Source organism: Aquamicrobium ahrensii (assembly GCF_040545755.1).
Taxonomy (GTDB): domain Bacteria; phylum Pseudomonadota; class Alphaproteobacteria; order Rhizobiales; family Rhizobiaceae; genus Mesorhizobium; species Mesorhizobium ahrensii.
This window is the reverse complement of the sequence record NZ_JBEPMN010000001.1, coordinates 38,026-64,638: the sequence shown is the minus strand read 5'-3', so window position 1 is coordinate 64,638 and position 26,613 is coordinate 38,026. Positions and strand designations below refer to the sequence as shown.

Sequence of the window (26,613 nt, the reverse complement as noted above, 5' to 3'; positions counted from 1 at the left end):
TCCGTCACGCCGCTGCATTCGCCGAAGCGCATTCACGCAGCCAGCCAAGGCCGGCTTCCGTGCCATCCTTCGGCTTGTATTCCGCACCGATCCAGCCGGAATAGCCAAGGCGATCGATGAAATCATACAGGAACGGGTAGTTGATTTCGCCCGTGCCAGGTTCATGACGGCCCGGATTGTCGGCAAGCTGGATATGGGCGATACGCGGCAGATTGGCCTCGATCGTGCGCGCGAGATCGCCCTCCATGATCTGCATGTGGTAGATGTCATATTGCAGCCAGAGGTTTGGCGATCCGACCTTTTCGATCACGTCGAGCGCCTGTCGGACGCCGGTCAGGAAAAAACCGGGAATGTCGCGGGTGTTGATCGGCTCGATCAGAAGTCGGATGCCTGTCGCCGCCAGCTTCTCAGCCGCATATTTCAGGTTCTCCACGAACGCCTTCTCGAGTTCCTCATGCGCAATTCCGGCAGGAGCGATGCCGGCGAGGCAATTCACCTGATCGCAACCCAGCGCCTTCGCATAGGCGATCGCCTTGTCGACCCCGGCGCGGAATTCCTCGACCCGATCCGGCAGGATCGCAATGCCGCGCTCGCCCGCCGCCCAGTCGCCCGAAGGTATGTTGAACAGCACCTGCGTGAGACCGTTCCTTTTCAGGCGCGTGGCGACCTCGTCCGCAGGATGGTCGTACGGGCCGAGATATTCCACCCCCCTGAAACCCGCACGGGCCGCCGCATCGAAGCGGTCGAGAAACTCATGCTCGCCGAAGAGCATGGAAAGATTGGCTGAAAACCGTGGCATGGCGGAACTTCCTCACAAATCGATTCAGTCGAGCATCGCTATGGCCGTCGGCGCATCTTCATTGCGTTCGGCCAGTTCCTCGAACTCCGTGATGTTGTCGATCTCGGCGCCCATGGAGATGTTGGTCAGCCGTTCGAGGATGAACTCCAGCACGACCGGAACCTGATGCTCATCCATCAGGCGGCGTGCTTCGGCGAAGGCCTGCTCGAACTCTTCCGGCCGGCGCACCCGCACCGCCTTGCAACCCATGGCTTCGGCGACGGCGACATGATCGACGCCATAGCCAATCTCCGAATGGCCGACGGTGTTGATGTTCTCGAAGGCGAGGCTCACCTCGTAGTCCATCGAGAAGCCGCGCTGCGCCTGACGAATCAGGCCAAGATAAGCGTTGTTCACCACGACATGGATGTAAGGCAGCTTGTGCTGGGCGCCGACCGCCAGTTCCTCGATCATGAACTGAAAATCGTAATCACCTGAAAGCGCGACAATTTCAGCTTCCGGTCTTGCCGCCCGAACGCCGAGCGCTGCAGGCAGCGTCCAGCCGAGCGGGCCGGCCTGGCCACAATTCACCCAGTTGCGCGGCTTGTAGACATGCAGGAACTGCGCGCCGGCGATCTGGCTGAGACCGATGGTGGTGACGTAGGTCGTATCGCGACCGAACGCCCTGTTCATCTCCTGATAGATGCGCTGCGGCTTCAGCGGAACCTGCTCGAAGTGGGTCTTGCGCTTCATGGTCTTCTTGCGCTGCCGGCAATCCTTCGCCCAACCCGACCAGTCACGCAGCCTGCCCGCCGTCTTCCATTCCGTCGCAACGTCCAGCAAAACCTTGAGCGCCGCGCCCGCATCGGAAACGACGCCAAGGTCGGGCGCGAAGACACGGCCGATCTGCGTCGGCTCGATATCGACATGGATGAACTTCTTTCCCTTCGTGTAGACGTCGATGGAACCCGTGTGACGGTTGGCCCAGCGGTTGCCAATGCCGAAGACGAAATCGGCCTCCAGCATGGTGGCGTTGCCGTAGCGGTGCGAAGTCTGCAGCCCGCACATGCCAGCCATCAGTTGATGATCGTCAGGGATGGAACCCCAGCCCATCAGGGTTGGTATGACCGGCACGCCGGTGATTTCGGCAAACTCGGTCAGCAGATCGGAAGCATCGGCATTGATGATGCCTCCGCCGGCCACGATCAGCGGCTTTTCAGCTTCGTTGAGCATGGAAAGCGCCTTTTCCGCCTGCCCGCGCGTCATTGCGGGCCTGAACGCCTGCAAGGGCTCATAGGCATCGATATCAAACTCGATCTCGGCAAGCTGGACGTCAATCGGCAGGTCGATCAGCACCGGCCCCGGCCGCGACGAGCGCATGAGATGAAATGCCTTCTGAAGGGCCATCGGCACCAGATAGGGCTCCATGACGGTGACCGCCCATTTCGTGACCGGCCCCGCGATTGCGGCGATGTCGACCGCCTGGAAATCCTCCTTGGTGAGCCGGGCCCGCGGCGCCTGCCCGGTGATGCACAGGATCGGGATCGAGTCAGCCGAGGCGGAATACAGCCCGGTGATCATGTCGGTGCCAGCCGGGCCCGAGGTTCCGATGCACAGGCCGATATTGCCCGCCCTGGCGCGAGTATAGCCTTCCGCCATGTGAGATGCGGCCTCGACGTGACGGGCAAGGATATGCCGGATGGAGCCCCGGGCCTTCAGGGCTGAATAGAGCGGATTGATAGCAGCTCCCGGCACGCCGAAGGCGCAGGAAACTCCTTCTTTCTCCAGAACGAGAACGGCAGCATCGATAGCACGCATTCTGGCCATGGCGGCATCCTCCAGCAAAATCCTGTGCTGAAAGCATTGCACTCCCAATTCTATTTTTCAATTTTTTCAAAAAAGTTTTTCATTTTTGATATTTTCATTTAACATTTTGATTTTAAATTATCATTCTTTTTTCAGCACAACCCTATGGACGACAGTTAATAAATTTTTTCACTATATGGGGAGCAATGGTGGCCTGAACCATGGAAAAGACCGAAAAGCGCCAGCGCGGGCGCCCGCGCGCCTTCAATGCCTCCGCGGAACCCGGGCCCGTACAGGCGCTGGACCGCGCTCTGCGCATCCTCGCCATCGTGGCCGAAGGCGGCGGGCTTTCGTTGAGCGAGATCGCCGACCGATCCGGTATCGCCGCCGCCACCGCCTATCGCATGCTCACCACCCTCGAAGCGCACGGCATGGTCGAGTTCGACCGCACCGAGCAGCTCTGGTCGATCGGCGTCGAGACCTATCGCATGGGATCGGCCTTTCTGCGCGGACGCAAGCTGGTCGACCGCGCCCGCGTCGTCATGCAGGAACTGATGGAAAAGACGGGGGAAACGGCCAATCTGGGGCTTGCGGAGGATGATTGCGTGGTGTTCGTCAGTCAGGTCGAGACGCATCAGGCCATACGCGCCTTCTTCCGGCCCGGCACCCGCACGGCGTTCCATGCATCGGGGATCGGCAAGGCGGTGCTGTCTCATCTCGACCCTGAGCGCGTATCTGCGATTATCGCGAGGTCGGGTCTGGAAACCTATACGGATCGCACGCTTGCCACCCTGCCCGAATTGCTGGAAAACCTTGGGGAGGCGCGAACCCGCGGTTGGGCTGTCGATGATGAGGAGCGCAACCTCGGCATGCGATGCGTGGCGGCCGCCATCTTCAACGAATATGGCGAGCCGGTGGGTGGCGTTTCGGTTTCAGGACCTACGGTTCGGGTGACGCCTGAACGGCTGACCCGGATCGGGCCGGCGGTGCGCGATGCGGCCGCGGAAATCACCGCCATGATCGGCGGCAAGAACTGAGCCTGCTGCCGGCCTCATCCGCCCATGCCGGTGACATGGCGCAGATAAAAGGCAAGCGTCACAAACCCGACCATGAAGGCGATGCCGGTCCAGTCGATCTTCACGCCCCTGACCAGCCTGATGGTGTTGAGCGCCAAAAGCCAGGCGGCCAGCACGATCAGGGCGATGATGACGAAACGGATCACCTTCTCTCTCCAGCGCAGATCTTCCCTTCATTTAGGGAGCGGAGCCGGCGGTTTCAGCCCACCAAAGATCGCTTCGGTTCGGTTTTGTCTTTACGGGCGCAACAAATATGCTATCGGGAGCGCGTTGCCCTTGTAGCTCAGCTGGTAGAGCAGCGGTTTTGTAAACCGAAGGTCGCGGGTTCGATCCCTGCCGGGGGCACCATCTCCTGTAAAGTCTATTGAATCCTTCGATAAATGGGGCGGCCTCGCCCCGCCTTTTTCCACCATGTCGAATGGTGCGACCATTTCGTTGCAGGTTGTTCGCCGCCCTGCCCGCAATGAGCTTGCGGCGGCGCGCTTTCCTGGTTCCAGCGGAGGCTTGACACACAATCCCGGACAGGCAAGAAGGACGGTCCTGTTACGCTGCAGACCGCCCTCCTCGACTTATGTCGCTCACCAGGGGCGGTACCATCCCTCGAAAACCGTTTGCCTGTCGCGGTGATTGCCTCCCAGGGTTGCAGCGTAATATGCGGCGGCGGCGCCGATTACCAGTGCTGCGGCTGTCAGGAACGCAGCTACTATGGACGCACGACGCGCGCGTTCCGCCGCTTCGCGTGCCTGTGCTTCAATTGCCTGAGCCTGTTCGAACAACTGGTTGACGCGCGCGGTAGCCTGCTCCGTGGAAAGCCCGGCCCTTGAGGCGACCACGCCAACAAGATAATCGCGATCCTCAGCATCGATTTCTTCACCTGCCGCACCGGCCAGCAGGATGCGAGCAATGGCTTCCCGGTCCGCCTCCGCCACTACGGGAGCATCCGGCTGTCCTCGCAACGTCCGGTCGAGCAGAAGCGTGGATGGATCGAGAGCATCCGCGGCTTGACTGACAGCCGTAGTGACCGCGCCGGCTGTCTGACCCGCGATATGGGCGGCGCCAGTCAAGCCGGTCCATGCAATGGCGGCTGCAACGATCGTCGCCAGGCCCCACATCACCAATCCGTTTGATCCATCTCGGAGATCGGATTCGGCCTCGGTTGCATCTCCGGCGCGCCGGCGCATACGACCCGTAAGATAGCCGCCGCACAGCGATGCGGTTATCTGAACCCAGACAATCCAAAGGCCTCCGATGATCGAAATCCAGAAAAGGGACGCCGACTCCCCTTCTCGCGCCGAGGTCAGGCTCAGGCCAACAGCCGAGCCGAAGGTCAGCAGGATAAGGGAAATCGCGCTGGCCACAACCACACCGGCCAGGATCGCGGGCCAGTCGACATATGAGCGACCTGCATCAACTGAGGTGGATTCTTCAAGCACCACGGACGCACCACGGGCCGGTTCTGTAATAGCCATTTCGTCCTCCGATCAACGCAGGCCAAGGGCCGATAAAATGAACAGGATGACCACAACGAGGCCGATGAGATAGATAATGCCGTGCATGATGAATCCTCCGACGATTGCGACGGATAACGTCATCGGCAGGACATGGTTCCCGCTTTAGCCGGCCGTGCGGGATGCTTCACAGCATTTGAGAAGCGTTGGGCTGAGGGACAGAAGCGCCCCAACCACGGACGCCATTTCACTGATGCCGATCCAGCTTCACATTTGAGCCTTCCCCGACAAATGCTGGAACTATCGAAACAGGGGCGCGTTGCCTCCCAGTCCCGGGCGAGAATTCCTACTCAATCCAGCAACACGGAGGATCACCCCATGGGTTTCTTTTCAAAAGACATCAAGTCTCTCGACGACCTTTTCGTCCATACCTTGCGCGACATCTACTATGCGGAAAAGCAAATCGAAAAAGCGCTTCCGGCCATGATCGAAAAGGCGACCAATCCGGCTTTGAAAGCAGGATTCGAAAAGCATCTGCAGGAGACAAAGGGCCACATAGAGCGCGTGGAACAGGTCTTTGAGATGCATGACGTCAAGGCGAAGGGCGTAAACTGTCCGGCCATCGACGGCATCCTCGAAGAGGCGGATGACGTTTCGGGCGAGATCGACGACAAGCAGGTTCTCGATGCCGCCCTGATCGCATCCGCGCAGGCAGTGGAACATTACGAAATCACCCGGTACGGGACGCTCATCGCCTGGGCGAACGAACTGGGGCGAGCTGATTGCGCCGCAGTTCTGGAGCAGAACCTTCAGGAAGAAAAGGCGACGGACAAGAAATTGACCGAGATGGCTGAATCGCGAGTCAATCTTCAGGCTGCGGAATAACTTTTGTCGGCCGGCGTGCGGGGGCCGGTCGCCATCTGGCTCTATTCGAAACAGGAGCTTGCAATGAACAGCACGCGCAAAACCCTGCCCTATGACGACGATCCCGACGTGAGATTTCTTGCGGAGGAGACAGACCTGTCGCCGCAACAGGCGCGAGAACTGATCGAGAAGCATGGCAACGATCGCGAGAAACTGCTTGAAATCGCACGAACGATGAAAGCAGAAGGCTAACGGAGTCAAAGGCAAGACGCCCGCCACCCTTGGGTGACGGGCTTTGATCTGAGGATCAACCTTAGTGCTTCCCGCCCTTGCGGTCGGCTTCCGAGGCATTCCCGCGGTCCTTCGCGAAGTGCCGGGGTGCCCAGCCTCTCATCGACCTCCTTTTTGCTCTCCGAAGCGCTTCGCCATGAACAGCACGTGAAGGGCGAACGGACGCTATTTATGGGCGCTCCCTTACGTAATATATCGTGACATTTATTCACCGCCATGATGCCGGAATGCTGGCATGATGATGGAAACTGATCGAAATTTTCCGATCGCGGGAGGGTGGCGTGCAATTACATCAAAGGGGCGTCGACGTACTACTGAAAGTCATGGACGCTGCGGACCACATAGACCAGTTTAACGCAAACCAGACGCAAGCGTTGCTGCGAGAGGTGGCGGAGGTCATGAGCGCCATCCTCGAACGCGACGCACGGCTCATTCTGAACGAAAACGATCCCACTCATATATAGGGGCGCTCACCCTTACAGCCGGACACTGCGGCGAATTCCGCAAAACTGTTGCGGTGCGTATGGCGGCCGGCGAGTTTCGGGCTGGCTCCTGAGAATTCTGCTGCTTCATCCCGCCAGATATCGATATATGAGGTAGAGCAGCGCCACCCAGACGACAACGAGCAGAGCCAGTATCACAACGACGGCGATCAGCGGCCGCCTGAACCAGCGCTTCAGCCAATTGTCGGCCTTGCCCCCCGCCGTGTTCCGAACATCCTGCGGCAGTCGTTTTGCGATGAAGCCGACCAGCAACGGCACGATCACCAGATCGTCGATCACTCCGAGCACCGGTACGGGGAAGGGGATGAGATCGATCGGGCTCAGCAGATAGAGCCCCGCAAACAGGCTCGCCGCCTTCAGGTAGAACGGTGTGCGCCGATCGCGAAAGGCGTACCACAGCATCACGGCTTCGCGGCGGAAAAGTAGGAAACGCCGTTTCAGCAGGTCCAAGATCATCGCAATTCCTGTTTTCGAAATGAACTGCTGTTTCTGAAAATTGGTTTTCAGCGCGCAGAAGTGCGTGATGTAGGGCCCTCCTGGAGGGAATCGACGCCATCCTCGAAAATATTGACGTCAGTGGCGGCGAAAAGATCGAAAGCCGGCGCAAGGCCGTGGATAATGCGTCTTCTCAATACCAACGGCGAGATGATCAAGATCACGATATCTGGAGGCGTTGCGATACGAGGCCCCCAGGACAGGGACTTTTCACGCCAATTTACGGACCTTGCGCTCTACGCAGCAAAACAAGGCGACCACAATCGTGTCGAGATCAGCCCTCGGCCGCATCGGGATGACCTGCGGCGTCAACGCTCCCGACTGATTCAAGCGGGCGGGAGCTTGAAAACCTTCTCGCCGTTGCCCTGCTTTTGCTCATAGCCGATGATGCGGAACCATCGGGCAACCTCGGGACCATCCAGCCAGCTCCGCGACAGGATGGGCAGGTTGCCGGTAAGTTCCTGTATGCGCCTTATATGCTTCTTGCAGAAACGGACAGTCGAAGCGCTGAAGAAGCCTTCACGCGCCGCGAACGCCGTCTCCGCCGCATGATCGGTCTCATGCCAGGTGATGATGGCCACCACCGTATCGCCGTCCAGCAAGGCATGGGCGCGGCCTTCCTTCAAATCCATCATCAGGCTGTCCTGCGCGCCCCGCAAGGTAAGGCCTGCCGCGACATAGTCTGCCGACATGCGACCGGAAAGGTCGCGAAATACCGTCTCAAGATCGCCGATCGTGGCCGTGCGCGCCCTCATTCCATCTCCTTCGCCGAAAGAGGCATTATGACGTCCAGAAGCGGTCTGGCCAAGCAAACTATGTCCAGCCGGACCGGATAATGGAAAAACCTGTCCCGTTTGCGTGACATGGGAATGACTGCATGGGGGAATGACTACATGGGCCGCTTGGTGGGGCAGGCCACTCCGGCCGCCTCGCCGCAGGTGAGAGATGAAGAATCCGGGCGCGCATCCACGGAATCGGTGCGTTTCGCCAGATTCGAAAACCCGACAGCAAAGGCGGCCATGATCAGCGCGACGATGAACATACGTGTAAACGGCAATGGCGGTCCCTGTCGGCCAGGCCCCCGCCCTCCGTATCCCGGGCAGCATCAACTGCATGCCTTTACGGCACCTTAAAGCCAATCCCGGGAATCGCAAACTGATCCGGGCGGCTCTCTGCCCTCCATGGACGCCTTTGCCAGTTTTCTCCAGCCGTGTTAGTTCCTCGCGGCCATTTCGATCGGGAATCATCACCAGAACAATGACAAACATGCCAGGAACGAAGAAGCCGAGGCAGTTCGCGTTCGTGTCGTCCGATGCCCAGGACGCCTGCGCCGCTCTGGCGGAACTCTCCGCCGAATATGGTCATGTCCCCGTGGAAGAAGCCGATATCGTCGTGGCGCTGGGAGGCGACGGTTTCCTCCTGCAGACGCTGCGCGACACCATGGGGTCGGGCAAGAAGGTGTACGGCATGAACCGAGGCACCATCGGCTTCCTGATGAACGAATATGCCGTCGATGCCCTTCCCGAACGTATCGGCGCCGCCATTGCCGAAACCATCCGCCCGCTCGAAATGCGCGCCACCACCATGGACGGCGAAACGGTGACCGCGCTTGCCATCAATGAAGTCGCGCTGTGGCGCCAATCTTACCAGACCGCCAAGATTCGTATTTCCGTCGACAGCAAGTTGCGTATGGAGGAACTGAGCTGCGACGGCGTTATGGTGGCGACGCCGGCCGGCTCCACAGCCTACAATCTGTCGGCCCACGGGCCGATCCTGCCGCTCGATGCGCCGCTTCTGGCGCTGACGCCGGTGAGCCCGTTCCGGCCACGCGCCTGGCGCGGCGCGCTCCTGCCCAACCGCTCGGAAGTTCGCTTCGACGTCCTGGAGGCGGACAAGCGTCCGGTAAACGCCGCAGCCGATCACACCGAGGTCAAGAGCGTCCGGTCCGTCACCGTACGGCAATCGAAAAAGGTCACGGCCACACTGTTGTTCGACCCGAGTCATTCCTGGAATGAGCGCATTCTGAAGGAACAATTCAGGTATTGATGGCGATTTTTTCGCTATAAAATCGGTTTGATTAAGCTTAGCCACGGGAAATGCTGCAATTTCGGCCCGTTTCTGTTGACAAGAGGCAGGCTTGGGCATATCGCGATGCACATTATAGCGTGTCCGTATGGCACGCCGCGACGCAGACCGCCGCGCACCTCCGAACCAGCCAAAGACAGCAAGCGAACTTGTCCTCAGACACCCAGACCGCTCAAGAAGCGTTGACATTCGCGGACCTCGGCCTGTCGCCGAAGGTTCTTTCCGCCGTGACCGATGCCGGCTACACGCAGCCGACTCCCATTCAGGCAGGCGCAATTCCCCATGCCCTTCAGGGCAAGGACGTTCTGGGCATCGCCCAGACCGGCACGGGCAAGACCGCCTCCTTCGTGCTGCCGATGCTGACGCGCCTTGAAAAGGGCCGCGCCCGTGCGCGCATGCCGCGCACGCTCATCCTCGAGCCGACGCGCGAACTCGCGGCGCAGGTCGAGGAAAACTTCATCAAATACGGCAAGAACCACAAGCTCAACATCGCCCTGCTGATCGGCGGCGTTTCCTTCGACGAGCAGGACAAGAAGCTCGAACGCGGCGCGGACGTGCTGATCGCCACGCCGGGCCGCCTTCTGGACCATCGCGAGCGCGGCAAGCTGCTGCTCAACGGGGTCGACATCCTGGTCATCGACGAGGCCGACCGGATGCTCGACATGGGTTTCATCCCCGACATCGAGCGCATCTGCGAGATGATCCCCTTCACCCGCCAGACGCTGTTCTTCTCGGCCACCATGCCGCCGGAGATCACCAAACTCACGGAGAAGTTCCTTCAGGCTCCCGTGCGCGTCGAGGTCGCCCGTGCGGCGAGCACCGCCACGACCGTTACGCAAAAGCTCGTGAAATCGGGCTCGAAGCCATGGGAAAAGCGCGATGTGCTGCGCAGCCTGATCAAGCAGGAGGAGGATACGCTCAAGAACGCGATCATCTTCTGCAACCGCAAGGTGGATGTCTCCGAACTGTTCCGCTCGCTGACCCGTCATGAGTTCAATGCAGGCGCACTGCATGGCGACATGGACCAGCGGGCCCGCATGACCATGCTGAGCAATTTCCGCGACGGCAAGCTGAAGCTGCTGGTGGCGTCGGACGTCGCCGCGCGCGGCCTCGACATTCCCGATGTCAGCCACGTCTTCAACTACGACGTGCCCATCCACGCCGAAGATTACGTCCATCGCATCGGCCGCACCGGCCGTGCCGGCCGCCTCGGCAAATCCTTCACCATCGCCACGCGCAACGACACCAAATATATCGACGCCATCGAAAAGCTGATCGGTCAGACGGTCGAATGGATGGATGGCGACCTTTCGACCGTCGAGGAAAGCGCCGCCGAAGTCGACGCGCCCCGCCGGGGCAGAGGCGCGCCGCGTCGCGGTGGACGCAAGGACGAAAGCCGCGAGAAGAAGCCGCGTGGCGGTCGCCATCATGAGGCAGCCTCCGATGACGCCAGCGCAGACGCGCAGGAACAGCCGGTGCAGAAAGCCCCAGCCCAGACGGTGAGCGCCGATCGCAAGCCGCGCGAGTGGGCCAACGACGACTCGAGGCCGGCTCGCGACAATCGCAATCATCGCCGCCGCTACGACGACGATGATGGCCATACGCCGCTTGGTTTCGGCGACGACATTCCGGCCTTCATGCTGATCGAGGCCAAGGTCTGATAAGGAAATTCTCTGACTAAAAGGGCGGATCAGGTGATCCGCCCTTTGGTTTTTTCAGCTATCGATCCGTTGGAACGTTTCCGCTTTTCCCCAAATGGCGGGAATGCTCCAACTCATTGTTTTAACGCCGTTCCGAACCCAAAACCGGCACGCACTTTTTCTGGGATCGCTCTAGATGGTGCTTGCGGTCCAGCTCGCGATCTGTGCGGCGGCATCCCGGAAAGCGCGGTCGAGCGCCGCGACATATGCCTGATTTCCCGCGCCCGAGACAGCCGCCGACGCGGTGAAGCTCCGCCCCGCCCTCACCTCGCCGGTGCGGTCGTTGAGCAGGCGCACGAACAACTCCACGACCGCCCGCTCGCCGCCTGATACCCGCACCTCGAAGGAACGGATTTCGGCTATCACCTGATAATCGATCGCTAGCCCCTCGCCCGGCTTACCGACACCGGCGAAGCGGCCCGAGCGCTGGAATGTTTCGGCCAGCCTCGCCTGAACCATCAGCGGCAGGCGGTCCGCCCATTGCGCGCCCTTCAGGTACTGGATCGAGCCGTCCGAAGGCTTGATGACGATGTTCTGGCCGTCGAACGCCTTCAACGCCGAGGGCTCGGCGATCAATATCTGGCGACGGCTGCTTCTGGCGGAATCGACGTTCGCGGCAGACAGCTCAAATGTGTCGAGCGGCGCAGGACCGCCGCCCGGCAATGCCGCACACCCGGCGAGGCCGCCGGCCAGCAGCATGGCGATGAGACGAAATTTCATGGGCCCCATGATGCGTACCCCGCCTTCAAAGGCTCGGTTTCCGGCAAAACCCGGATGATTGCGGACGGCCTTGCAAACCGGAAAGGAAACGGCGTCAACGGCGAACCCTTCCGTCATATTGCCTGACCTCGCCGTCCCCGCCTGAAAGGATGCGCTGGGGGTTGCGCTGCAGGTCGGAGACCGCCTGCTCGATCCGGTTGATGGAACGACGGCTGTCATTCACCAGCGCCTCGACATTTTGCAGACCCTTGCCCGAAAAACGCTCCAGATTGGCGGTGATCGTACCAAGCCGCGCATTGAGCGTGTCGGCCACCTGCCTGAACGACTTCAGCGTCTCCCGCGCATCGGCCATCACGCCATTTGCCTGGTCCGACCCCAGCAGATTGTCGACCTTAGCCAGAATGCCATCGACCCGAACCGAGGCGTTGTTGAGCCGCTCGGCCAGTTGCTGCGCATCCGATATCGTCTGATCGATGTCATCACCCCGGTTGCTGAATTTCTCCGTGATCTGCGCCACGTCAGCAGCCGCCTTGTTGGCGTTTTCGCTGGCGGTGCGGATGTTCGACAACGCCTCGCGGACGTCCTTCGGATCGACGCCATCCAGAACGCCATCCACCTTGGCCAGCGTCGTCTGGGTGCGTTGCGCAAACTCATTTATGGAAGCGACGGCCTTGTCGACGCCATCGATGATATCGTCGAACTTCTCGCCGGACCGGTTCAGGTTCTTCGTGAAGTCGTCGATATTGGTGACGATCTGCCTGACACGGTCCTGATCGATTGAATTGAGCAAGCCCTCGGCGGCCTTGATGGTGCCGTCAAGCTTGCCCGAAACGCCTTGAAGCTCCTCGGACAAGGCGCTGACGCTACTCAGGAATTTGTCGATGGAATCGGCATTGCCGGCCAAAGCGTCCGAGAATTTTTGGGCATTCTGCACGGTCTGCGTCAAAGGTCCGCGCACATCGGTGGCGAAACCTTCCAGTTCGGACAAAACCTTGTCGGCCCGCGAGAAGATGTCCTGCGCGGTTTGCAGCAGGTTGGTCACCGCCGAGGGGTTTGCGGTGATCTCGGCAATCCTGCCTTCCGCCTCGGCTTCATCCAGCAGCTTCGGTTCGTTACGGTTCGCGCCTTTCAGTTCGATATTGGCCTGCCCCGTGAGGCCCGCCAGGCCGATGTCGGCCTGTGTGGAACGGGTGATGGGCGTCAGGCGGTCGATCTCGGCATCGGCGATGGCGACGCTTGGATTGTCCACATCGATATAGACGCGGCGCACATCGCCAACCTTCACGCCGTTGAACAGCACGAAGCTGCCGCGCCCCAGTCCGGAGGCGGATCCGGGAATGCGCACCCGCACCATCACGGTCTCGCCGCGCTCGCCGATCGCCGCCGTCCAGTAGACGAAACCGAACGCGGCAAGAATCGCCACCAGAGTGAAGATGCCGACAATGACGTAATTGGCTCTTGTTTCCATTAGATCACTTATCGCTATGCACGACCTTTGAGATCAAGCTGCCGAGCCCGTTTTCCGCGGAAATAGGATTTTACCCACGGTTCTTCGCTCTTGAGCATATCTTCGATCGTGCCTTCGACGATGACGTGCTTCTTGCCGAGAACTGCGATCCGGTCACAGGCAGTGAAAAGCGAATCAAGATCGTGCGTCACCATATAGACGGTAAGCCCCATAGTATCGCGCAGCTTGATGACCAGTTCGTCGAACTCGGCCGCGCCGATCGGGTCGAGACCGGAAGTCGGCTCGTCAAGAAAGACGATATCGGGATCGAGCGCCAGCGCCCGCGCCAGCGCCGCACGCTTGATCATGCCGCCGGATAGCTCGGAAGGAAACTTGTATGCGGCATCCGCCGGCAGGCCGACCAGTTCGATCTTCAGCATGGCCAGTTCGTCCATCAGCTTGCGCGGCAGATCGAGATATTCGCGCATCGGCACCTGCACGTTTTCCAGAACGGTCAGCGCCGAAAACAGTGCGCCATGCTGGAATAACACGCCAAGGCGCATATCGATCCGCATACGTTCAGCGTCGCTGATTTTATCGACATCGACCCCGAACAGACGGATCGTACCGGAACGCTTGGTGGTGAGGCCGAGCACGGTCCTCAGCAGCACCGACTTGCCGGAGCCGGATGCGCCGACAAAGCCCAGGATTTCGCCGCGGCGCACCTCCAGCGAGAGATTTTCTAGAACGGTCTTCGTGCCGAAAGCGACCGTGATGTCGTGCGCGGACAGGACGATCTCGCCCTGCTCCTCCGCCTGCGGCCTCTCCACCGGATTTGCGATAACAGCCACCATCAGAAATCGATTGCCGCATAGAACATGGCGAACAGGCCATCGAGCACGATGACCACGAAGATCGCCTTCACCACCGAGGTCGTCACCTGACGCCCAAGGGATTCGGCGCTGCCCCCCACTTTCATGCCCTCGACCGAGGCGATCGTGCCGATGATGATGGCCATGAACGGGGCCTTGATGAGACCGGCCGAGATGGTGCTGACGTCGATGGCCACGCGCAACCTGTCGATGAAGGCGGCGGGCGGGATGTCGGAATAGAGCCATGCCGCCAGTATGCCTCCGCCAATCGCGGCAAAATTGGCCAGTATGGTGAGACAAGGCAGCGCGATCACCAACGCCACCAGACGCGGAAACACCAGCACACCGATCGGGTTGAGGCCGATCACCTTCAGCGCGTCGATCTCTTCACGCATCTTCATCGAGCCGATCTCGGCCGTGATGGCGCTGCCGGAGCGGCCGGCGATCATGATTGCGGTCAACAAAACGCCAAGTTCACGCAACACCAGTACGCCAACCAGATCGACCACGAAAATATCGGCCCCGAAGTAGCTGAGCTGATAGGCGCCTTGCTGCGCGACGATCGCCCCCACGATCGACGACATCAGGAACACGACGGGAATAGCGCCCACGCCCATGCGGTCGATCTGGTTGAAAATCGCCGCCGGGTTCACGGCATGGCCGCGGCCAAGCTTCATCTGCGCGCCGCGGATGGTCGCGCCCAGAATGTTCATCCCGGCGATGAAATCGTCACGCATCGAATAGACGCCACGACCGACGGCTTCGAAGAAGCGGATGACGATGTTGGCCGCGGGTTCCGGCGCCGTCTCCGTCTTGCGTCGCGAAATCTCGCATACCGCGCCCAGCAATATTGCCGCGGCATCGCTCTGGCCGATCACGCGGACCTGACTGCCCTGCCTTTCATGGGCCGAAACCAGCCGGTCGATCAGCCATGCGCCGGCGGTATCGAGTTTTTCGACGCCCGAGAGGTCGATGACCAGAGCTTGCCCCGCGGAACGACGCTCCGCCTTGCGCATCCCGCTATCGATGTCCGCCACAGTGCGTGTCGTCCAGACGCCCGAGAGCGTACAAACCAGCGCGCCGTCGCGCTCGCCGAGATCGACGCGCGGGCCATGCGTGTCGTCTCCTGCCTTAGCTGCGCTTGCGTCGCGTTTGCCGATGGTCAACATGGCACCTGTTTACCCCGGCAATGCCGGGCTGTCGATTTGCAGGCAACCTCCGAGGGGTGCCCGGGAGAAAGAAAGATATGGCGCGTGTCATTTCAGTCGAGGTCGAAAAATTCCCGATAGCGGGTAGTTTCACCATTTCGCGCGGGTCCAAGACCGAAGCTGAAGTGGTGACCTGCACGATTCGGGATGGCGAGAATGTGGGGCGTGGGGAATGTGTTCCATACAAACGCTATGGCGAATCGGTGGAGGGTGTTCAGGCCGCCATCGAAGGAATCGCCACGCAAATCGCATCCGGGCTGGATCGCCGGTCGCTGCTCGACGCCATCCCCGCAGGCGCGGCGCGCAACGCCGTGGACTGCGCTCTTTGGGATCTGGAAGCCAAGGCTTCGGGGCGAACGGTTGCAAGCGTCCTGGCTCCGCAAGCCGCGCCCCTGGAAACCGCTTACACCCTTTCCCTTGGCGAACCCGAAACCATGGCCGCGCAAGCGCGGCTCAATGCCGACCGGCCGCTTCTCAAGGTAAAGATCGGTGGTGGTGGCGACGATGCGGCTCGCATCCGCGCGGTTCGCGACGCCGCGCCGCACAGCCGCATCATCATCGACGCCAATGAAGGCTGGACGAACGCCGATGTCGAGCACAACCTCGCGGCGGCAGCAGAACTCGGCGTGGCTCTGGTGGAGCAGCCTCTGCCCGCGGGACAGGACGAAATCCTGCGCCGAATCGCCCATCCCGTTCCCATCTGCGCCGATGAAAGCGTGCATCAGGCTGCCGATCTGGATGCTCTCGCCGGTCTTTATGACGCGATCAACATCAAGCTCGACAAGGCCGGCGGCCTCACATCAGCGCTGTTGTTGCGCGATCGCGCCCGGGAACTTGGCCTGAAGATCATGGTCGGCTGCATGGTCGGAACGTCGCTGGCCATGGCGCCCGCCGTATTGCTGGCTCAGGGCGCGGATTTCGTGGACCTCGACGGGCCTCTCCTGCTCGCCCGGGACCGCCAGCCCGGCCTTGAATATCGTGGCTCTCTCGTGTTCCCCCCGACACCGGAATTGTGGGGGTGATCAATACCGATCGCGCCTGGGTCAAATCGGCGGCGCACCTGCCTCGCATTTGCCATGGTGCGTGCTAAAACACCTCTCGCAGTGAGTCAGGGGGACAGTTTTTGATGGATAACGGCAACGGCAAGAGAACACGCTCCGACATCGAGGAGGCCGCGCTGTTCTTCCACCAGCATCCGGTGCCGGGAAAGCTGGAGATCCAGGCCACCAAGGCTTTGGGCAACCAGCGCGATCTCGCGCTCGCCTATTCGCCGGGCGTGGCGGCCCCATGTCTCGAAATTCAGGAAAATCCCGAATCGGCCGCCCTCTACACCACCCGTGCAAATCTGGTCGGCGTGGTCTCAAACGGCACCGCGGTTCTTGGCCTCGGCAATATCGGACCGCTCGCCTCCAAACCCGTCATGGAAGGCAAGGCTGTCCTGTTCAAGAAATTCGCCGGGATCGACGTCTTCGATATTGAGATCGACGCGCCAGAGATCGACCAGATGGTCGACACCATCTCCGCGCTGGAGCCAACCTTCGGCGGCATCAATCTGGAGGATATCAAGGCGCCCGAGTGCTTCGAGGTGGAGGAGCGGCTGAAAGCCAAAATGAACATTCCGGTCTTCCATGACGACCAGCATGGAACGGCCATCATCGTCGCAGCCGCCATCCTCAACGGTCTGGAGATCGCGGAAAAGAAGATCGAGGACGTCAAGATCGTCACCTCGGGCGCGGGAGCGGCGGCGCTCGCCTGCCTCAACCTGCTCGTTTCGCTTGGTGCGAAGATCGAGAACATCTGGGTCACCGACCGCTTCGGCGTCGCCTACAAAGGCCGCGTCGAGGAGATGGACCGCTGGAAGGAGCCCTACGTCAAGGACACCAAGGCCCGCAAACTGGCCGATGTGATCCGGGGCGCGGACGTGTTCCTCGGCCTTTCGGCTGCCGGCGTCCTGACGCCCGATCTGCTGAAGCTGATGGCGGACAAGCCTCTGGTGCTTGCTCTTGCAAACCCTTCGCCCGAGATCATGCCTGAAGTGGCGAGCGAAGCACGGCCGGACGCCATGATCTGCACGGGCAGGTCCGATTATCCCAATCAGGTCAACAATGTACTGTGTTTTCCTTACATATTCCGGGGAGCGCTGGACTGCGGCGCCAGAGCGATCAACGAAGAAATGAAGATGGCTGCAGTGCGGGCCATTGCCGGGCTTGCCCGCGAGGAGCCATCCGATGTCGCAGCGCGCGCCTATTCCGGCGAAACGCCCATGTTCGGACCGGAGTTCCTGATTCCCTCGCCCTTCGATCCGCGCCTTATCCTGCGTATCGCCCCCGCAGTGGCCAAGGCCGCCGGCGAGACCGGCGTCGCCAGCCGCCCGATCACCGATTTCGCGGCCTATATCGACAAGCTGAACCGCTTCGTCTTCCGCTCCGGCCTGGTCATGAAGCCTGTCTTCTCCGCAGCCCGAACCTCGACGAAGAACCGCATCGTCTACGCCGATGGCGAAGACGAGAGAGTGCTGCGCGCCACGCAGGTGGTGATCGAGGAAGATATCGCACGTCCCATCCTGATCGGACGCCCGCATGTCGTGGATGTGCGTCTGAAGCGCTACGGCCTGCGTATCCGCGCCGGCGAGGACTTCGAACTCATCAACCCTGAAGACGATCCACGCTATCGCAACTATGTCGATCTGCTTATCGAGATCGCAGGCCGGCGCGGCGTTACGCAGGAAGCCGCCCGCACCATGGTGCGCACCGACAATACGGTGATTGCGGCGCTCGCCCTGCAACGCGGCGATGGCGACGCCATGCTGTGCGGACTGGAAGGGCGCTTCGGCAAGCATTTGCGCAATGTCTCCCTGATCATCGGGCCGAGGCCGGGCATCCGCGACCGCGATCTGTCGACGCTGTCCATGCTGATCACCCAGCGCGGCCCCCTGTTCTTCACGGATACTTATGTGACGGTCGATCCGTCGGCCGAGGAGATCGCGCAGATCACCGTTCTGGCGGCCGAGGAAATCCGCCGTTTCGGCATCGAGCCAAAGGCCGCGCTGCTTTCGCATTCCGATTTCGGCTCGCGCGATACGCCCAGCGCCCACAAGATGCGGCGCGCCGCCGAGATCATCCATGAGATCGCGCCGGAACTCGAATGCGATGGTGAAATGAATGCCGATTCCGCCCTGTCACCAGCGCTGCGGCAGCGCGTCTATCCGCATTCGCGCCTGAAGGGCGAAGCCAACCTGCTGGTCTTCCCCAATCTCGATTCGGCGAACATCGCCATGGCGACCGTCAAGCAGATGATGGATGCGCTGCATGTCGGCCCGATTCTGCTCGGCGCAGCCATGCCCGCGCACATTCTGACACCGTCCGTCACCTCGCGCGGCGTGGTCAACATGACCGCGATCGCTGTGGTCGAGGCGGCCCAGAAGGCGCAGGCGACCGTGAATATGGACGCCCTGCTGGCGGCGGCGTCGGAATAACGGCAAGGCCAGGTTAACCCGCCGCTGCTACCTTCATGCTCCTGCAAGAGGCAGCGAGGTTTAAGTGGCGGGTACGGTTCGCAGACTGGCGGCAGCGGTATTGTCAGCTTTCGGGCTGGCGCTCGCCTGCATCTCGCTCGTCGAAGCTGCGCCGTCGTGCCGGCAGCTCGAAGCTGAACTCGCACGCCCCTCGCCATCTGCCGGCAACCGGGCGACAGGAAAATATGACGACGCCATCGCCCGCCAACGCGACCAGATCGCCAAAACCAGCCAGCGCGCCCGCAGCGCCGGTTGCGGCTTTTCCTTCTTCGCGCGATCCGGCTCCCAATGCGGAGAACTGAACGCAACCATCAAGCGCATGCAAGCCAATCTGGCGAGCTTGCAGGCCACGCGAACGCAACTGAGCAAGGGGGCCGGGAGAACAGACCGTGCGCGCATTCTCGCAGCTCTGGAGAGCAAGGGGTGCAGGCCGAAGAAAAGCGACGCTACGGCCAGGGGCAGCGACACATCGTCTAAGAACAAGGGCGCGCAGGCGAATGCCGGGGTCGTCATTCGCGGCGCCGGTGGTTCTTCGATCTACTACCCCGCCAACCGGCCCTATCGCACCCAGTGCGTGCGCACATGCGACGGCTATTTCTTTCCGATGTCCAAATCAAGCACACCGGCCGATTTCCAGCGCGATCAGGCCCGCTGCGAGGCGGCATGTCCCGGCACGCGGGTGGAAATGTTCTACAGCGAAGCCGGTTCCGCCAATTCCGCCGACATGGTGTCCGCCGTCACGGGAAGGCGTTATGCCGACCTGCCCCGGGCACTGGTGTTCCGGCGGCTGGATATTCCGGTCGAGGCCGGATGCAGTTGCGGTGGCTCAGTCGCGCAAGGGGCGTCATTCGTGGGCGAATCAGCAGCGCCCGACACCCTGATTTCGGCGAACCCCGGTTCTTCCGTGATCGATGTGAAAGCGCCGCGCGGCAGGGAAAAGGCTGCGGCCGTTGAAACGGCGCAGCCTTTGCCGGAACGGGAAGTCGAGGAAAACCGCAAGGTCAGGGTCGTCGGGCCGATGTTCCTTCCAGACCGATAAGCGGCAGAAGCTCGGCAAGCTCAGGCCCCGAAGCCCTGCCGGTCAGCACAAGCCGCAGTGGCGCAAACAGCTCCTTGCCCTTGCGCCCGGTGTCCTTGCGCACGGCGGCGGTCCATTTCTTCCAAACGCCTTCATCCCAGGGGGCCTCGGGCAACAGATCGAACGCCTGCCGCAGGAACTCGAGATCCTCCGGTTCGAAATGCGGCTTCTCCAACGGCCCCTCATTGACGATCCGCCACCAGTCACGCGCATCGGAAAGCTTGTCCAGATTGCCGCGCACCGTATTCCAGAACGTCTCGGCGCGCTCGTCGGCGATGCCCAGCAATTGCAGCCGGTCGCGCACGTCCTCGAAAGCCATGTGATGCAGCAGCGTACGGTTCAGAACGAACAGTTCGTCCGGGTCGAACTTCGAAGCGGATTTGGATGTCGACGCCGGATTGAAATGCGCGGCCAGTTCCGTCATGGAGGCCATGGCCTGGACGTTTTCGGAGGTGCCGATCAGCACCGCCAGCGAGGCAATCGCCATCGGCTCGACGCCGGACTCCCGGAGGCTTTCCACCGACAGTGCGCCGCTGCGCTTGGAAAGACCCTCGCCTGACGAGGTGGTGAGCAGGTTGTGATGACCGAAGACCGGCGGTTCCGCGCCGAGGGCCCTGAACAGCGCGATCTGGACGCCAGTGTTGGTGACATGATCATCACCGCGAATGACGTGGGTGACGCCCATGTCGATGTCGTCCACCACCGAAGGCAGCGTATAGAGATAGGTGCCATCCTCGCGCACCAGAACAGGATCGGAGAGCGAGGCCAGATCGACGGTTTCCTCGCCTCGCACCAGATCGTTCCACTGCACCTCGGTGCGCTGCGTTTCGGATGGATCGCTGACGAAATTCGGCAACAGGAAACGCCAGTGCGGCTTGCGCCCGTCCGCCTCGAACTGCGCAATCTCTTCCTGCGTCAAGGCCAGCGCCTCGCGCCCGTAGACAGGAGGCAGGCCGCGCGTGCGCCTGATCTTGCGGCGAAGGTCGAGTTCCTCCGCTGTCTCGTAGCAGGGATAGAGCAGGCCAGCCGCCTTCAGCTTCTCCACCGCCTGATCGTACACGTCGAAGCGCTTCGACTGATATTCGATGCTGTCTGGAAAGACGCCCAGCCAGTGCAGATCGTAGAGGATGGAATCCGCATATTCCTTACGCGAACGCTCAAGGTCGGTGTCGTCGAAACGCTGGATGAAACGGCCGCTGTTCTTTTGCGCGAACAGCCAGTTGAACAGGGCCGTGCGGGTGTTGCCGATATGAATGCGGCCGGTGGGCGATGGGGCGAAGCGGACGGTGACAGTCATTCCCGGGGCCTAATGGATACAGCGGAAATTGACAAGACAACCATTGGAACAGCGCCGTATCATTTAGTTGGCGTTCTGTTGCGCGGTCTGTCAGCCACGGTCGCGGAACCTGTTGGTGATCGGATAGCGGCGGTCCCGGCCAAAATTCTTCTTCGTGATCTTGACGCCAGGCGCCGCCTGCCGACGCTTGTATTCCGCGATATAAAGCAGGTTCTCCACGCGGGCGACCGTCTCGCGATCATGCCCGCGCGCGACGATTTCATCCACGCCCATCTCGTTTTCGACGAGGCATTCGAGAATGTCGTCCAGAACGTCGTAGGGCGGCAGCGAATCCTGATCCGTCTGGTTCTCGCGCAGTTCAGCAGTGGGCACCTTGTCGATGATGTTGACGGGAATCACCTCGCCCGAAGGCCCCAGCGCACCGGGCGGCGTCTGCGTATTGCGCCAGCGCGAAATGGCGTAGACCTGCGTCTTGTATATGTCCTTGATCGGATTGAACCCACCGTTCATGTCGCCATAGAGCGTCGCATAGCCCACCGACATCTCGCTCTTGTTGCCTGTCGTCACCACCATCGAGCCGAACTTGTTGGAGACCGCCATCAACAACGTTCCGCGCGCGCGGCTTTGCAGATTCTCTTCCGTAATGCCCGGCTGCGTGCCTTCAAAAAGCTGCGTCAGCGCGTGCTGAAAACCTTCGACAGGCTCCGCGATCGGCACGATGTCGTAGCGGCAGCCGAGCGCGCGGGCGCAGTCCTCGGCGTCCTTGAGCGATTCCTTCGACGTGTAGCGGTAAGGCATCATCACGCAGCGCACCCGCTCTTCGCCCAGCGCATCGACCGCCAGCGCCGCGCAGATGGCGGAATCAATGCCGCCGGAAAGGCCGAGCACCACGTTCCTGAAGCCGTTCTTGTTCACATAGTCGCGCAGGCCCAGCATGCAGGCACGGTAATCCGCCTCCTCCTTTTCCGGAATCTGCGACATAGGCCCCTGCTCGCAAGCCCAGCCCTCGCCGTTTCGTTTCCACGTCGTGACGGCGAGCGTCTCCTCGAACTGGCTCATCTGGAAGGCGAGCGACTTGTCGGCTCCGATGGCGAAGGAGGCGCCGTCGAACACCAGTTCGTCCTGACCGCCGATCTGGTTGGCGTAGATCAGCGGCAAGCCGCTTTCGATGACCTGCCGGATGACGATCTGGTGGCGGATATCGACCTTGCCTCGATAATAAGGCGAGCCATTCGGCACGATCAGCAGTTCCGCGCCGCTTTCAGCCAGCGTCTCGCAGACGCCATGCTCGCCCCAGATGTCCTCGCAGATCGGAATGCCCAGCCGCACACCCCGGAAATTCACCGGCCCCGGCATATCCGGGCCCGGCTGAAATACCCGCTTTTCGTCGAACTCGCCGTAGTTCGGCAAATCGACCTTGAAGCGCTCGGCGATGATCTTTCCGCCATCGGCCACAATGACGGAGTTGTGCGTGCCGCTCTTGCGCTTCAGCGGCACACCGATGACGATGCCCGGCCCGCCGTCGGCGGTGTCCCTGGCGATATCCTCGGCCGCGCGCTCGCAGGCCTGAAGGAAGGCTGGCTTCAGGATCAGGTCCTCCGGCGGATAGCCGGAAATGAACAGTTCCGTGAACAGCACAAGGTCCGCGCCCTGGATGGCCGCGTCCGCCCTCGCCTGCCTCGCCTTCGCGAGATTGGCGGCGACGTCCCCAACCGTCGGATTAAGCTGGGCTATGGCGATACGGAGAATGTCGGGAGTTGTCTTGCTGGTCATGGATGCCGGTTTAGCGGGAGTCCGCGCCGAAGGAAACAGTCCGTCGCCTAAACCGGCGTGCCGAACAACCGCTCCAGTATCGCGACCAGCCATACGCCTGAAGTCAGCAGGATGGCGATAAGCACGGCGAGAGAGCCGCAATCCTTGGCGAGCCGAATGTCGATATTGAACTCCCGGCTAACCGCGTCGCAGGCGGCCTCGATGCCCGTATTGAGCACTTCGATGAGAATAAGGAACAGAACGGCGGCGATCAGAAGCGCATAACCGGCCCATGACGACGACACCAGCCAACCCACCGGGATGGCGATCAGCAGCAGGATGAGTTCCTGCTGGAAGGCCGCCTCGCTGCCCGCAAGACGCCGGAAGGCGCGCACCGAATTGAAGAACGCATCGATCAGCCGCTTCATGTCGTCATTTCTCCTGAACGCGGGCGATGAACGGAACGATTGTGACCGTTCGATGAAATGGCTGCGCTTATCCACCAAGGATCGCCAGTGGGCAACCTTGATCGCGGGCGTGGACCGATCGAAAACGCGCTTTTTTCAGCTTCGGCATCCGCACCAACCGGCATTTTAATAAAGCTTTAGCCAACAGCGGATAAGGGTTTTCGGGTGGGGCTCGTATTGGGGGCATAGGGCCCGCGACATGCCTGGGCCATCCGGATGCCCCCGATCCGGCATCTGCCTGCGGGCGGCCGGAACAAGGGGCGAACGAGTCACCTATGCAGCCGGCTGCAGCACCCCAGCAAATGCCCCAGAAGGATGCCGCAAGCACCGTTCTGGCCACCATGCGCAAGCTCGGCGTGACAGGCCTGCCCCGCAATTACGAGATTTTCTACGAAACCCTTAGCGGCGGCAATCCCGCGCTTGGTCTGGCGGTGATCGCGCTCGGCAACCGCCCGACACAGCAGCAGCTTGACGATATCAGCCGGCGTTTCTTCGCTCACCACTGCGGCCAGGGCGTCATCGAACAGGCGCGCCATGTGCTTGCCCGGGAGCTGGAAGAAGTCGCCGGGCTTCTGCGTTCCGAAAGGACGCAGGTGGAGAAGTATGGGCGCATTCTTCACGAGACCTCGGACGGGCTCGCCAATCGCTCCGCCATTTCCCACGAATTGCTTCAGAAGATCGTTGGAGCGATAGCGGCGGCGACCAGTTCGACCATCGACCGTGGCAAGCAGGTGGAAAGCGCCCTCAGCGACAAATCGGCCGAACTCGAGGCGGTGAAATGCAAGCTGGAAGAATACAAGCGCCTCGCCGACACCGATCCGCTGACCCAGATCCTCAACCGCCGAGCCTTTGATAAGGAAATTGCGCGCATCTACAGCAGTCGCAAGGACATATTGTTCAACGCGCTGATCCTCGCCGATATCGACAATTTCAAGAAGATCAACGACCGCTTCGGCCATCCGGTCGGTGACAGGATCATCCGCACCATAGCCGACATCTTCCAGAGCAGCGTGCGCCGCGACGTGTTCGTCGCCCGCACGGGCGGAGAGGAGTTCGCGCTGATCGTGGAAGGAAGCAGCGAAGACACGACTTTCGAAATAGCGGAGCGCTTGCGCAAACTGGTCGAACAAACGCAGTTCGTCGATCCGGCGACTGGCGCCGACTACGGTCCGGTAACTGTGTCCATGGGCGTGTGCATGGCAGCCGAGGCGGACACCTCCGACGACCTCTATATCAAGGCCGACCGCGCACTCTATCGCTCGAAGGTAAGCGGTCGCAACAAGGTGACGAAGCACTCGTCCCTGCCGAACCACAGCAACAACAAATGGCTGCTCTACCGCAAGGATTGAGGCTCAGCCTTCCGGCAAACCGTGAGCATACCTCAAACAAAAAGGCGCTTCACATGGAAGCGCCTTTTTACATTTTCCAGCCGTGGCTATCAGGCGGTTGCAGCCTGCTTCTGCTCCACCGGATTGTTCTTGCGCAACAGATCGGAGACCAGGAAGGCAAGCTCGATGGCCTGATCGGCGTTGAGGCGCGGGTCGCAATGGGTGTGATAGCGGTCCTGCAGTTCCTCGGCCGTGATGGCGCGGGCGCCGCCGGTGCATTCGGTGACGTTCTTGCCCGTCATCTCGATATGGATGCCGCCCGGATGCGTCCCTTCCGCGCGATGCACCTCGAAGAAGCTCTGAACTTCCTTGAGGATACGATCGAACGGACGCGTCTTGTAGCCAGCGGCGGTGATGGTGTTGCCATGCATGGGATCGCAAGACCAAACCACTGAACGGCCTTCGGCCTTCACCGCGCGCACCAGCTTTGGCAGATGCTCGTCCACCTTGTCAGCGCCGAAGCGCGCGATCAGCGTCAGGCGGCCGGGCTCATTCTCCGGGTTCAGCCTGTCGATCAGGTCGAGCAGCCCATCCGGGGTGAGCGACGGACCGCATTTGAGGCCAAGAGGGTTCCTGATGCCGCGGCAGTACTCGATGTGGGCATGATCGGGCTGGCGGGTGCGGTCGCCGATCCAGATCATGTGGCCGGACGTTGCGTACCAGTCGCCGGAGGTCGAATCGACACGGGTCAACGCCTCTTCGTAGCCGAGCAACAGGGCCTCGTGGCTGGTGTAGAAATCGGTCTCCCGCAGCGCGTGATTGGTTTCCGAGGTGATGCCGACGGCCTTCATGAAGTCCATCGTCTCGGTGATGCGATGGGCCAGCGATTCATATTTCTCGCCCTGCGGGCTGTCGGAAACGAAGCCCAGCATCCAGCGATGCACGTTCTCGAGGCTTGCATAACCACCCTGCGCGAAAGCGCGCAGGAGGTTGAGCGTCGCAGCCGATTGCCGGTAGGCCATGACCTGCCGGCGCGGATCGGGAACGCGGGACGCCGCCTCGAAATCGATGCCGTTGATGATGTCGCCGCGGTAGCTGGGCAGCGTCACCTCGGCCTTGGTCTCATTGTCGGCGGAACGCGGCTTGGCGAACTGGCCGGCAACGCGGCCAACCTTCACCACCGGCTGCGAGCCGGCGAAGGTCAGCACCACCGACATCTGAAGGAAGACGCGGAAGAAGTCGCGGATATTGTCCGCGCCATGTTCGGCGAAGCTCTCGGCGCAGTCGCCACCCTGAAGGAGAAATGCGTCACCGGCAGCCACGCTTGCAAGCTGCTTCTTCAGCTTGCGCGCCTCACCTGCAAAAACAAGTGGCGGAAAGCTGGAGAGCTGGGCCTCGACAGCCTTCAGGGCGTCAATGTCCGGATAAGCCGGAACCTGCTGGATCGGCTTTTCTCTCCAAGAATTCGGGGACCACTTCGTCATTGTCGTAACCACTCTTTATTGGGGGCACGCAGCCCATCACTCCCATATATAAGTACAGGAAACGCCGCTCCATACATGAAGCGACAGTTCTGTGCCAGTCCGCAATTTACCTTACGTTCCCTCGGCCTGAAGCAGCGGGTGCTCTTCATGACGTCAGCCGGGCTGAAATATGATTCGATTCGGCCGGGAATTTGACGACCGACGACGAAGGGAGCCACAAAACCGGCCCTTCCACGCCCTGCCGACAAAACGGCCCGGCGAATCCGATTTACCAAACGTCAACCATTCGGTCGATTCAAGATATCTCAATATCTCATTGTTTTCGTTGATATTATATCTTTCCTACAACTTACTTGCACGCATTGCGAGCTGTTGCCTCGCGGCAACGTCAGCCAGTCGA

At 61.0% G+C, this 26,613-nt stretch carries 24 protein-coding genes and 1 tRNA gene; 10 read left to right on the top strand and 15 right to left on the bottom strand.

Annotated elements, in window-relative coordinates; genetic code table 11:
• Positions 1-4: 4 nt before the first annotated feature.
• The gene (gene hyi, locus ABID44_RS00295; protein ID WP_354149697.1) at positions 5-799 is read right to left on the bottom strand and encodes a hydroxypyruvate isomerase; all 795 of its coding nucleotides are present in this window, start codon (positions 797-799) and stop codon (positions 5-7) included.
• A 24-nt stretch (positions 800-823) separates the two neighbouring features.
• Complete coding sequence (gcl, locus tag ABID44_RS00290) at positions 824-2,605, bottom strand: glyoxylate carboligase (protein WP_354149696.1); 1,782 nt, start codon at positions 2,603-2,605, stop codon at positions 824-826.
• A 200-nt stretch (positions 2,606-2,805) separates the two neighbouring features.
• Here gcl and bhcR point away from each other — a divergent pair, with 200 nt between their 5' ends.
• Positions 2,806-3,621 carry an HTH-type transcriptional regulator BhcR gene (gene bhcR / locus ABID44_RS00285; protein WP_354149695.1) on the top strand — a complete coding sequence of 272 codons (816 nt, stop codon included), beginning with the start codon at positions 2,806-2,808 and terminating at the stop codon, positions 3,619-3,621.
• A 14-nt stretch (positions 3,622-3,635) separates the two neighbouring features.
• Here the strand turns inward: bhcR and ABID44_RS00280 are convergent, their stop codons facing one another.
• Positions 3,636-3,806, bottom strand: a complete 171-nt coding sequence (locus ABID44_RS00280; RefSeq protein WP_354149694.1) for a hypothetical protein — start codon at positions 3,804-3,806, stop codon at positions 3,636-3,638.
• A gap of 126 nt (positions 3,807-3,932) precedes the next feature.
• Between ABID44_RS00280 and ABID44_RS00275 the strand changes: the two genes are divergently transcribed.
• A tRNA-Thr gene (locus ABID44_RS00275) sits at positions 3,933-4,008 on the top strand.
• A gap of 230 nt (positions 4,009-4,238) precedes the next feature.
• Here the strand turns inward: ABID44_RS00275 and ABID44_RS00270 are convergent.
• The gene (locus ABID44_RS00270) at positions 4,239-5,129 is read right to left on the bottom strand and encodes a hypothetical protein (RefSeq protein ID WP_354149693.1); all 891 of its coding nucleotides are present in this window, start codon (positions 5,127-5,129) and stop codon (positions 4,239-4,241) included.
• A 357-nt stretch (positions 5,130-5,486) separates the two neighbouring features.
• Between ABID44_RS00270 and ABID44_RS00265 the strand changes: the two genes are divergently transcribed.
• The gene (locus tag ABID44_RS00265) at positions 5,487-5,993 is read left to right on the top strand and encodes a YciE/YciF ferroxidase family protein (protein WP_354150172.1); all 507 of its coding nucleotides are present in this window, start codon (positions 5,487-5,489) and stop codon (positions 5,991-5,993) included.
• 63 nt (positions 5,994-6,056) lie between these two features.
• A complete protein-coding gene (locus tag ABID44_RS00260) occupies positions 6,057-6,224 on the top strand; it encodes a DUF3606 domain-containing protein (protein WP_354149692.1) in 168 nt (55 codons plus the stop codon).
• A gap of 608 nt (positions 6,225-6,832) precedes the next feature.
• Here ABID44_RS00260 and ABID44_RS00255 read toward each other — a convergent pair.
• The 3 genes from ABID44_RS00255 to ABID44_RS00245 all read right to left on the bottom strand — a co-directional run bounded on the left by ABID44_RS00255 (position 6,833) and on the right by ABID44_RS00245 (position 8,318).
• Positions 6,833-7,222 (bottom strand): YkvA family protein, encoded by a 390-nt coding sequence (locus ABID44_RS00255; protein ID WP_354149691.1) that lies wholly within the window; start codon positions 7,220-7,222, stop codon positions 6,833-6,835.
• Between the two features lie 365 nt (positions 7,223-7,587).
• On the bottom strand, positions 7,588-8,016 hold the full coding sequence (locus ABID44_RS00250) for a hypothetical protein (protein WP_354149690.1): 429 nt from the start codon (positions 8,014-8,016) through the stop codon (positions 7,588-7,590).
• Positions 8,017-8,150: 134 nt separating this feature from the next.
• Entirely contained in the window at positions 8,151-8,318 is a 168-nt protein-coding gene (locus ABID44_RS00245; protein WP_354149689.1) for a hypothetical protein, read from the bottom strand.
• Positions 8,319-8,518: 200 nt separating this feature from the next.
• Between ABID44_RS00245 and ABID44_RS00240 the strand changes: the two genes are divergently transcribed.
• Positions 8,519-9,307 carry an NAD kinase gene (locus ABID44_RS00240; RefSeq protein ID WP_354149688.1) on the top strand — a complete coding sequence of 263 codons (789 nt, stop codon included), beginning with the start codon at positions 8,519-8,521 and terminating at the stop codon, positions 9,305-9,307.
• Positions 9,308-9,495: 188 nt separating this feature from the next.
• A complete protein-coding gene (locus ABID44_RS00235; protein WP_354149687.1) occupies positions 9,496-11,007 on the top strand; it encodes a DEAD/DEAH box helicase in 1,512 nt (503 codons plus the stop codon).
• Positions 11,008-11,178: 171 nt separating this feature from the next.
• Here ABID44_RS00235 and ABID44_RS00230 read toward each other — a convergent pair whose 3' ends face one another.
• The 4 genes from ABID44_RS00230 to ABID44_RS00215 form a co-directional block, all read right to left on the bottom strand.
• Positions 11,179-11,766 carry an ABC-type transport auxiliary lipoprotein family protein gene (locus ABID44_RS00230; protein ID WP_354149686.1) on the bottom strand — a complete coding sequence of 196 codons (588 nt, stop codon included), beginning with the start codon at positions 11,764-11,766 and terminating at the stop codon, positions 11,179-11,181.
• Between the two features lie 94 nt (positions 11,767-11,860).
• The gene (locus ABID44_RS00225; RefSeq protein WP_354149685.1) at positions 11,861-13,234 is read right to left on the bottom strand and encodes an MlaD family protein; all 1,374 of its coding nucleotides are present in this window, start codon (positions 13,232-13,234) and stop codon (positions 11,861-11,863) included.
• 14 nt (positions 13,235-13,248) lie between these two features.
• On the bottom strand, positions 13,249-14,067 hold the full coding sequence (locus ABID44_RS00220; protein WP_354149684.1) for an ABC transporter ATP-binding protein: 819 nt from the start codon (positions 14,065-14,067) through the stop codon (positions 13,249-13,251).
• On the bottom strand, positions 14,067-15,254 hold the full coding sequence (locus ABID44_RS00215; protein ID WP_354149683.1) for an ABC transporter permease: 1,188 nt from the start codon (positions 15,252-15,254) through the stop codon (positions 14,067-14,069). The genes ABID44_RS00220 and ABID44_RS00215 overlap by 1 nt, the downstream gene beginning before the upstream one ends.
• A 77-nt stretch (positions 15,255-15,331) precedes the next feature.
• Between ABID44_RS00215 and dgcA the strand changes: the two genes are divergently transcribed.
• The 3 genes from dgcA (at position 15,332) to ABID44_RS00200 (ending at position 19,846) form a co-directional block, all read left to right on the top strand.
• Positions 15,332-16,315 (top strand): N-acetyl-D-Glu racemase DgcA, encoded by a 984-nt coding sequence (gene dgcA, locus ABID44_RS00210; RefSeq protein ID WP_354149682.1) that lies wholly within the window; start codon positions 15,332-15,334, stop codon positions 16,313-16,315.
• A 104-nt stretch (positions 16,316-16,419) separates the two neighbouring features.
• On the top strand, positions 16,420-18,768 hold the full coding sequence (locus ABID44_RS00205; protein WP_354149681.1) for an NADP-dependent malic enzyme: 2,349 nt from the start codon (positions 16,420-16,422) through the stop codon (positions 18,766-18,768).
• A 64-nt stretch (positions 18,769-18,832) separates the two neighbouring features.
• Positions 18,833-19,846 (top strand): DUF2865 domain-containing protein, encoded by a 1,014-nt coding sequence (locus tag ABID44_RS00200; RefSeq protein ID WP_354149680.1) that lies wholly within the window; start codon positions 18,833-18,835, stop codon positions 19,844-19,846.
• Here the strand turns inward: ABID44_RS00200 and gltX are convergent.
• The 3 genes from gltX to ABID44_RS00185 form a co-directional block, all read right to left on the bottom strand.
• A complete protein-coding gene (gene gltX / locus ABID44_RS00195) occupies positions 19,809-21,182 on the bottom strand; it encodes a glutamate--tRNA ligase (protein ID WP_354149679.1) in 1,374 nt (457 codons plus the stop codon). The two genes, ABID44_RS00200 and gltX, sit on opposite strands and share 38 nt — an antisense overlap.
• Before the next feature lie 90 nt (positions 21,183-21,272).
• Positions 21,273-22,955, bottom strand: a complete 1,683-nt coding sequence (locus ABID44_RS00190) for an NAD+ synthase (RefSeq protein ID WP_354149678.1) — start codon at positions 22,953-22,955, stop codon at positions 21,273-21,275.
• 47 nt (positions 22,956-23,002) lie between these two features.
• Positions 23,003-23,362 carry a diacylglycerol kinase gene (locus tag ABID44_RS00185; protein WP_354149677.1) on the bottom strand — a complete coding sequence of 120 codons (360 nt, stop codon included), beginning with the start codon at positions 23,360-23,362 and terminating at the stop codon, positions 23,003-23,005.
• A 341-nt stretch (positions 23,363-23,703) separates the two neighbouring features.
• Between ABID44_RS00185 and ABID44_RS00180 the strand changes: the two genes are divergently transcribed.
• Positions 23,704-24,750 carry a GGDEF domain-containing protein gene (locus ABID44_RS00180; RefSeq protein ID WP_354149676.1) on the top strand — a complete coding sequence of 349 codons (1,047 nt, stop codon included), beginning with the start codon at positions 23,704-23,706 and terminating at the stop codon, positions 24,748-24,750.
• Between the two features lie 89 nt (positions 24,751-24,839).
• Here the strand turns inward: ABID44_RS00180 and ABID44_RS00175 are convergent, their stop codons facing one another.
• Positions 24,840-26,213: a class II 3-deoxy-7-phosphoheptulonate synthase gene (locus ABID44_RS00175; RefSeq protein ID WP_354149675.1), complete on the bottom strand. Its 1,374-nt coding sequence runs from the start codon at positions 26,211-26,213 to the stop codon at positions 24,840-24,842.
• Positions 26,214-26,613 lie beyond the last annotated feature (400 nt).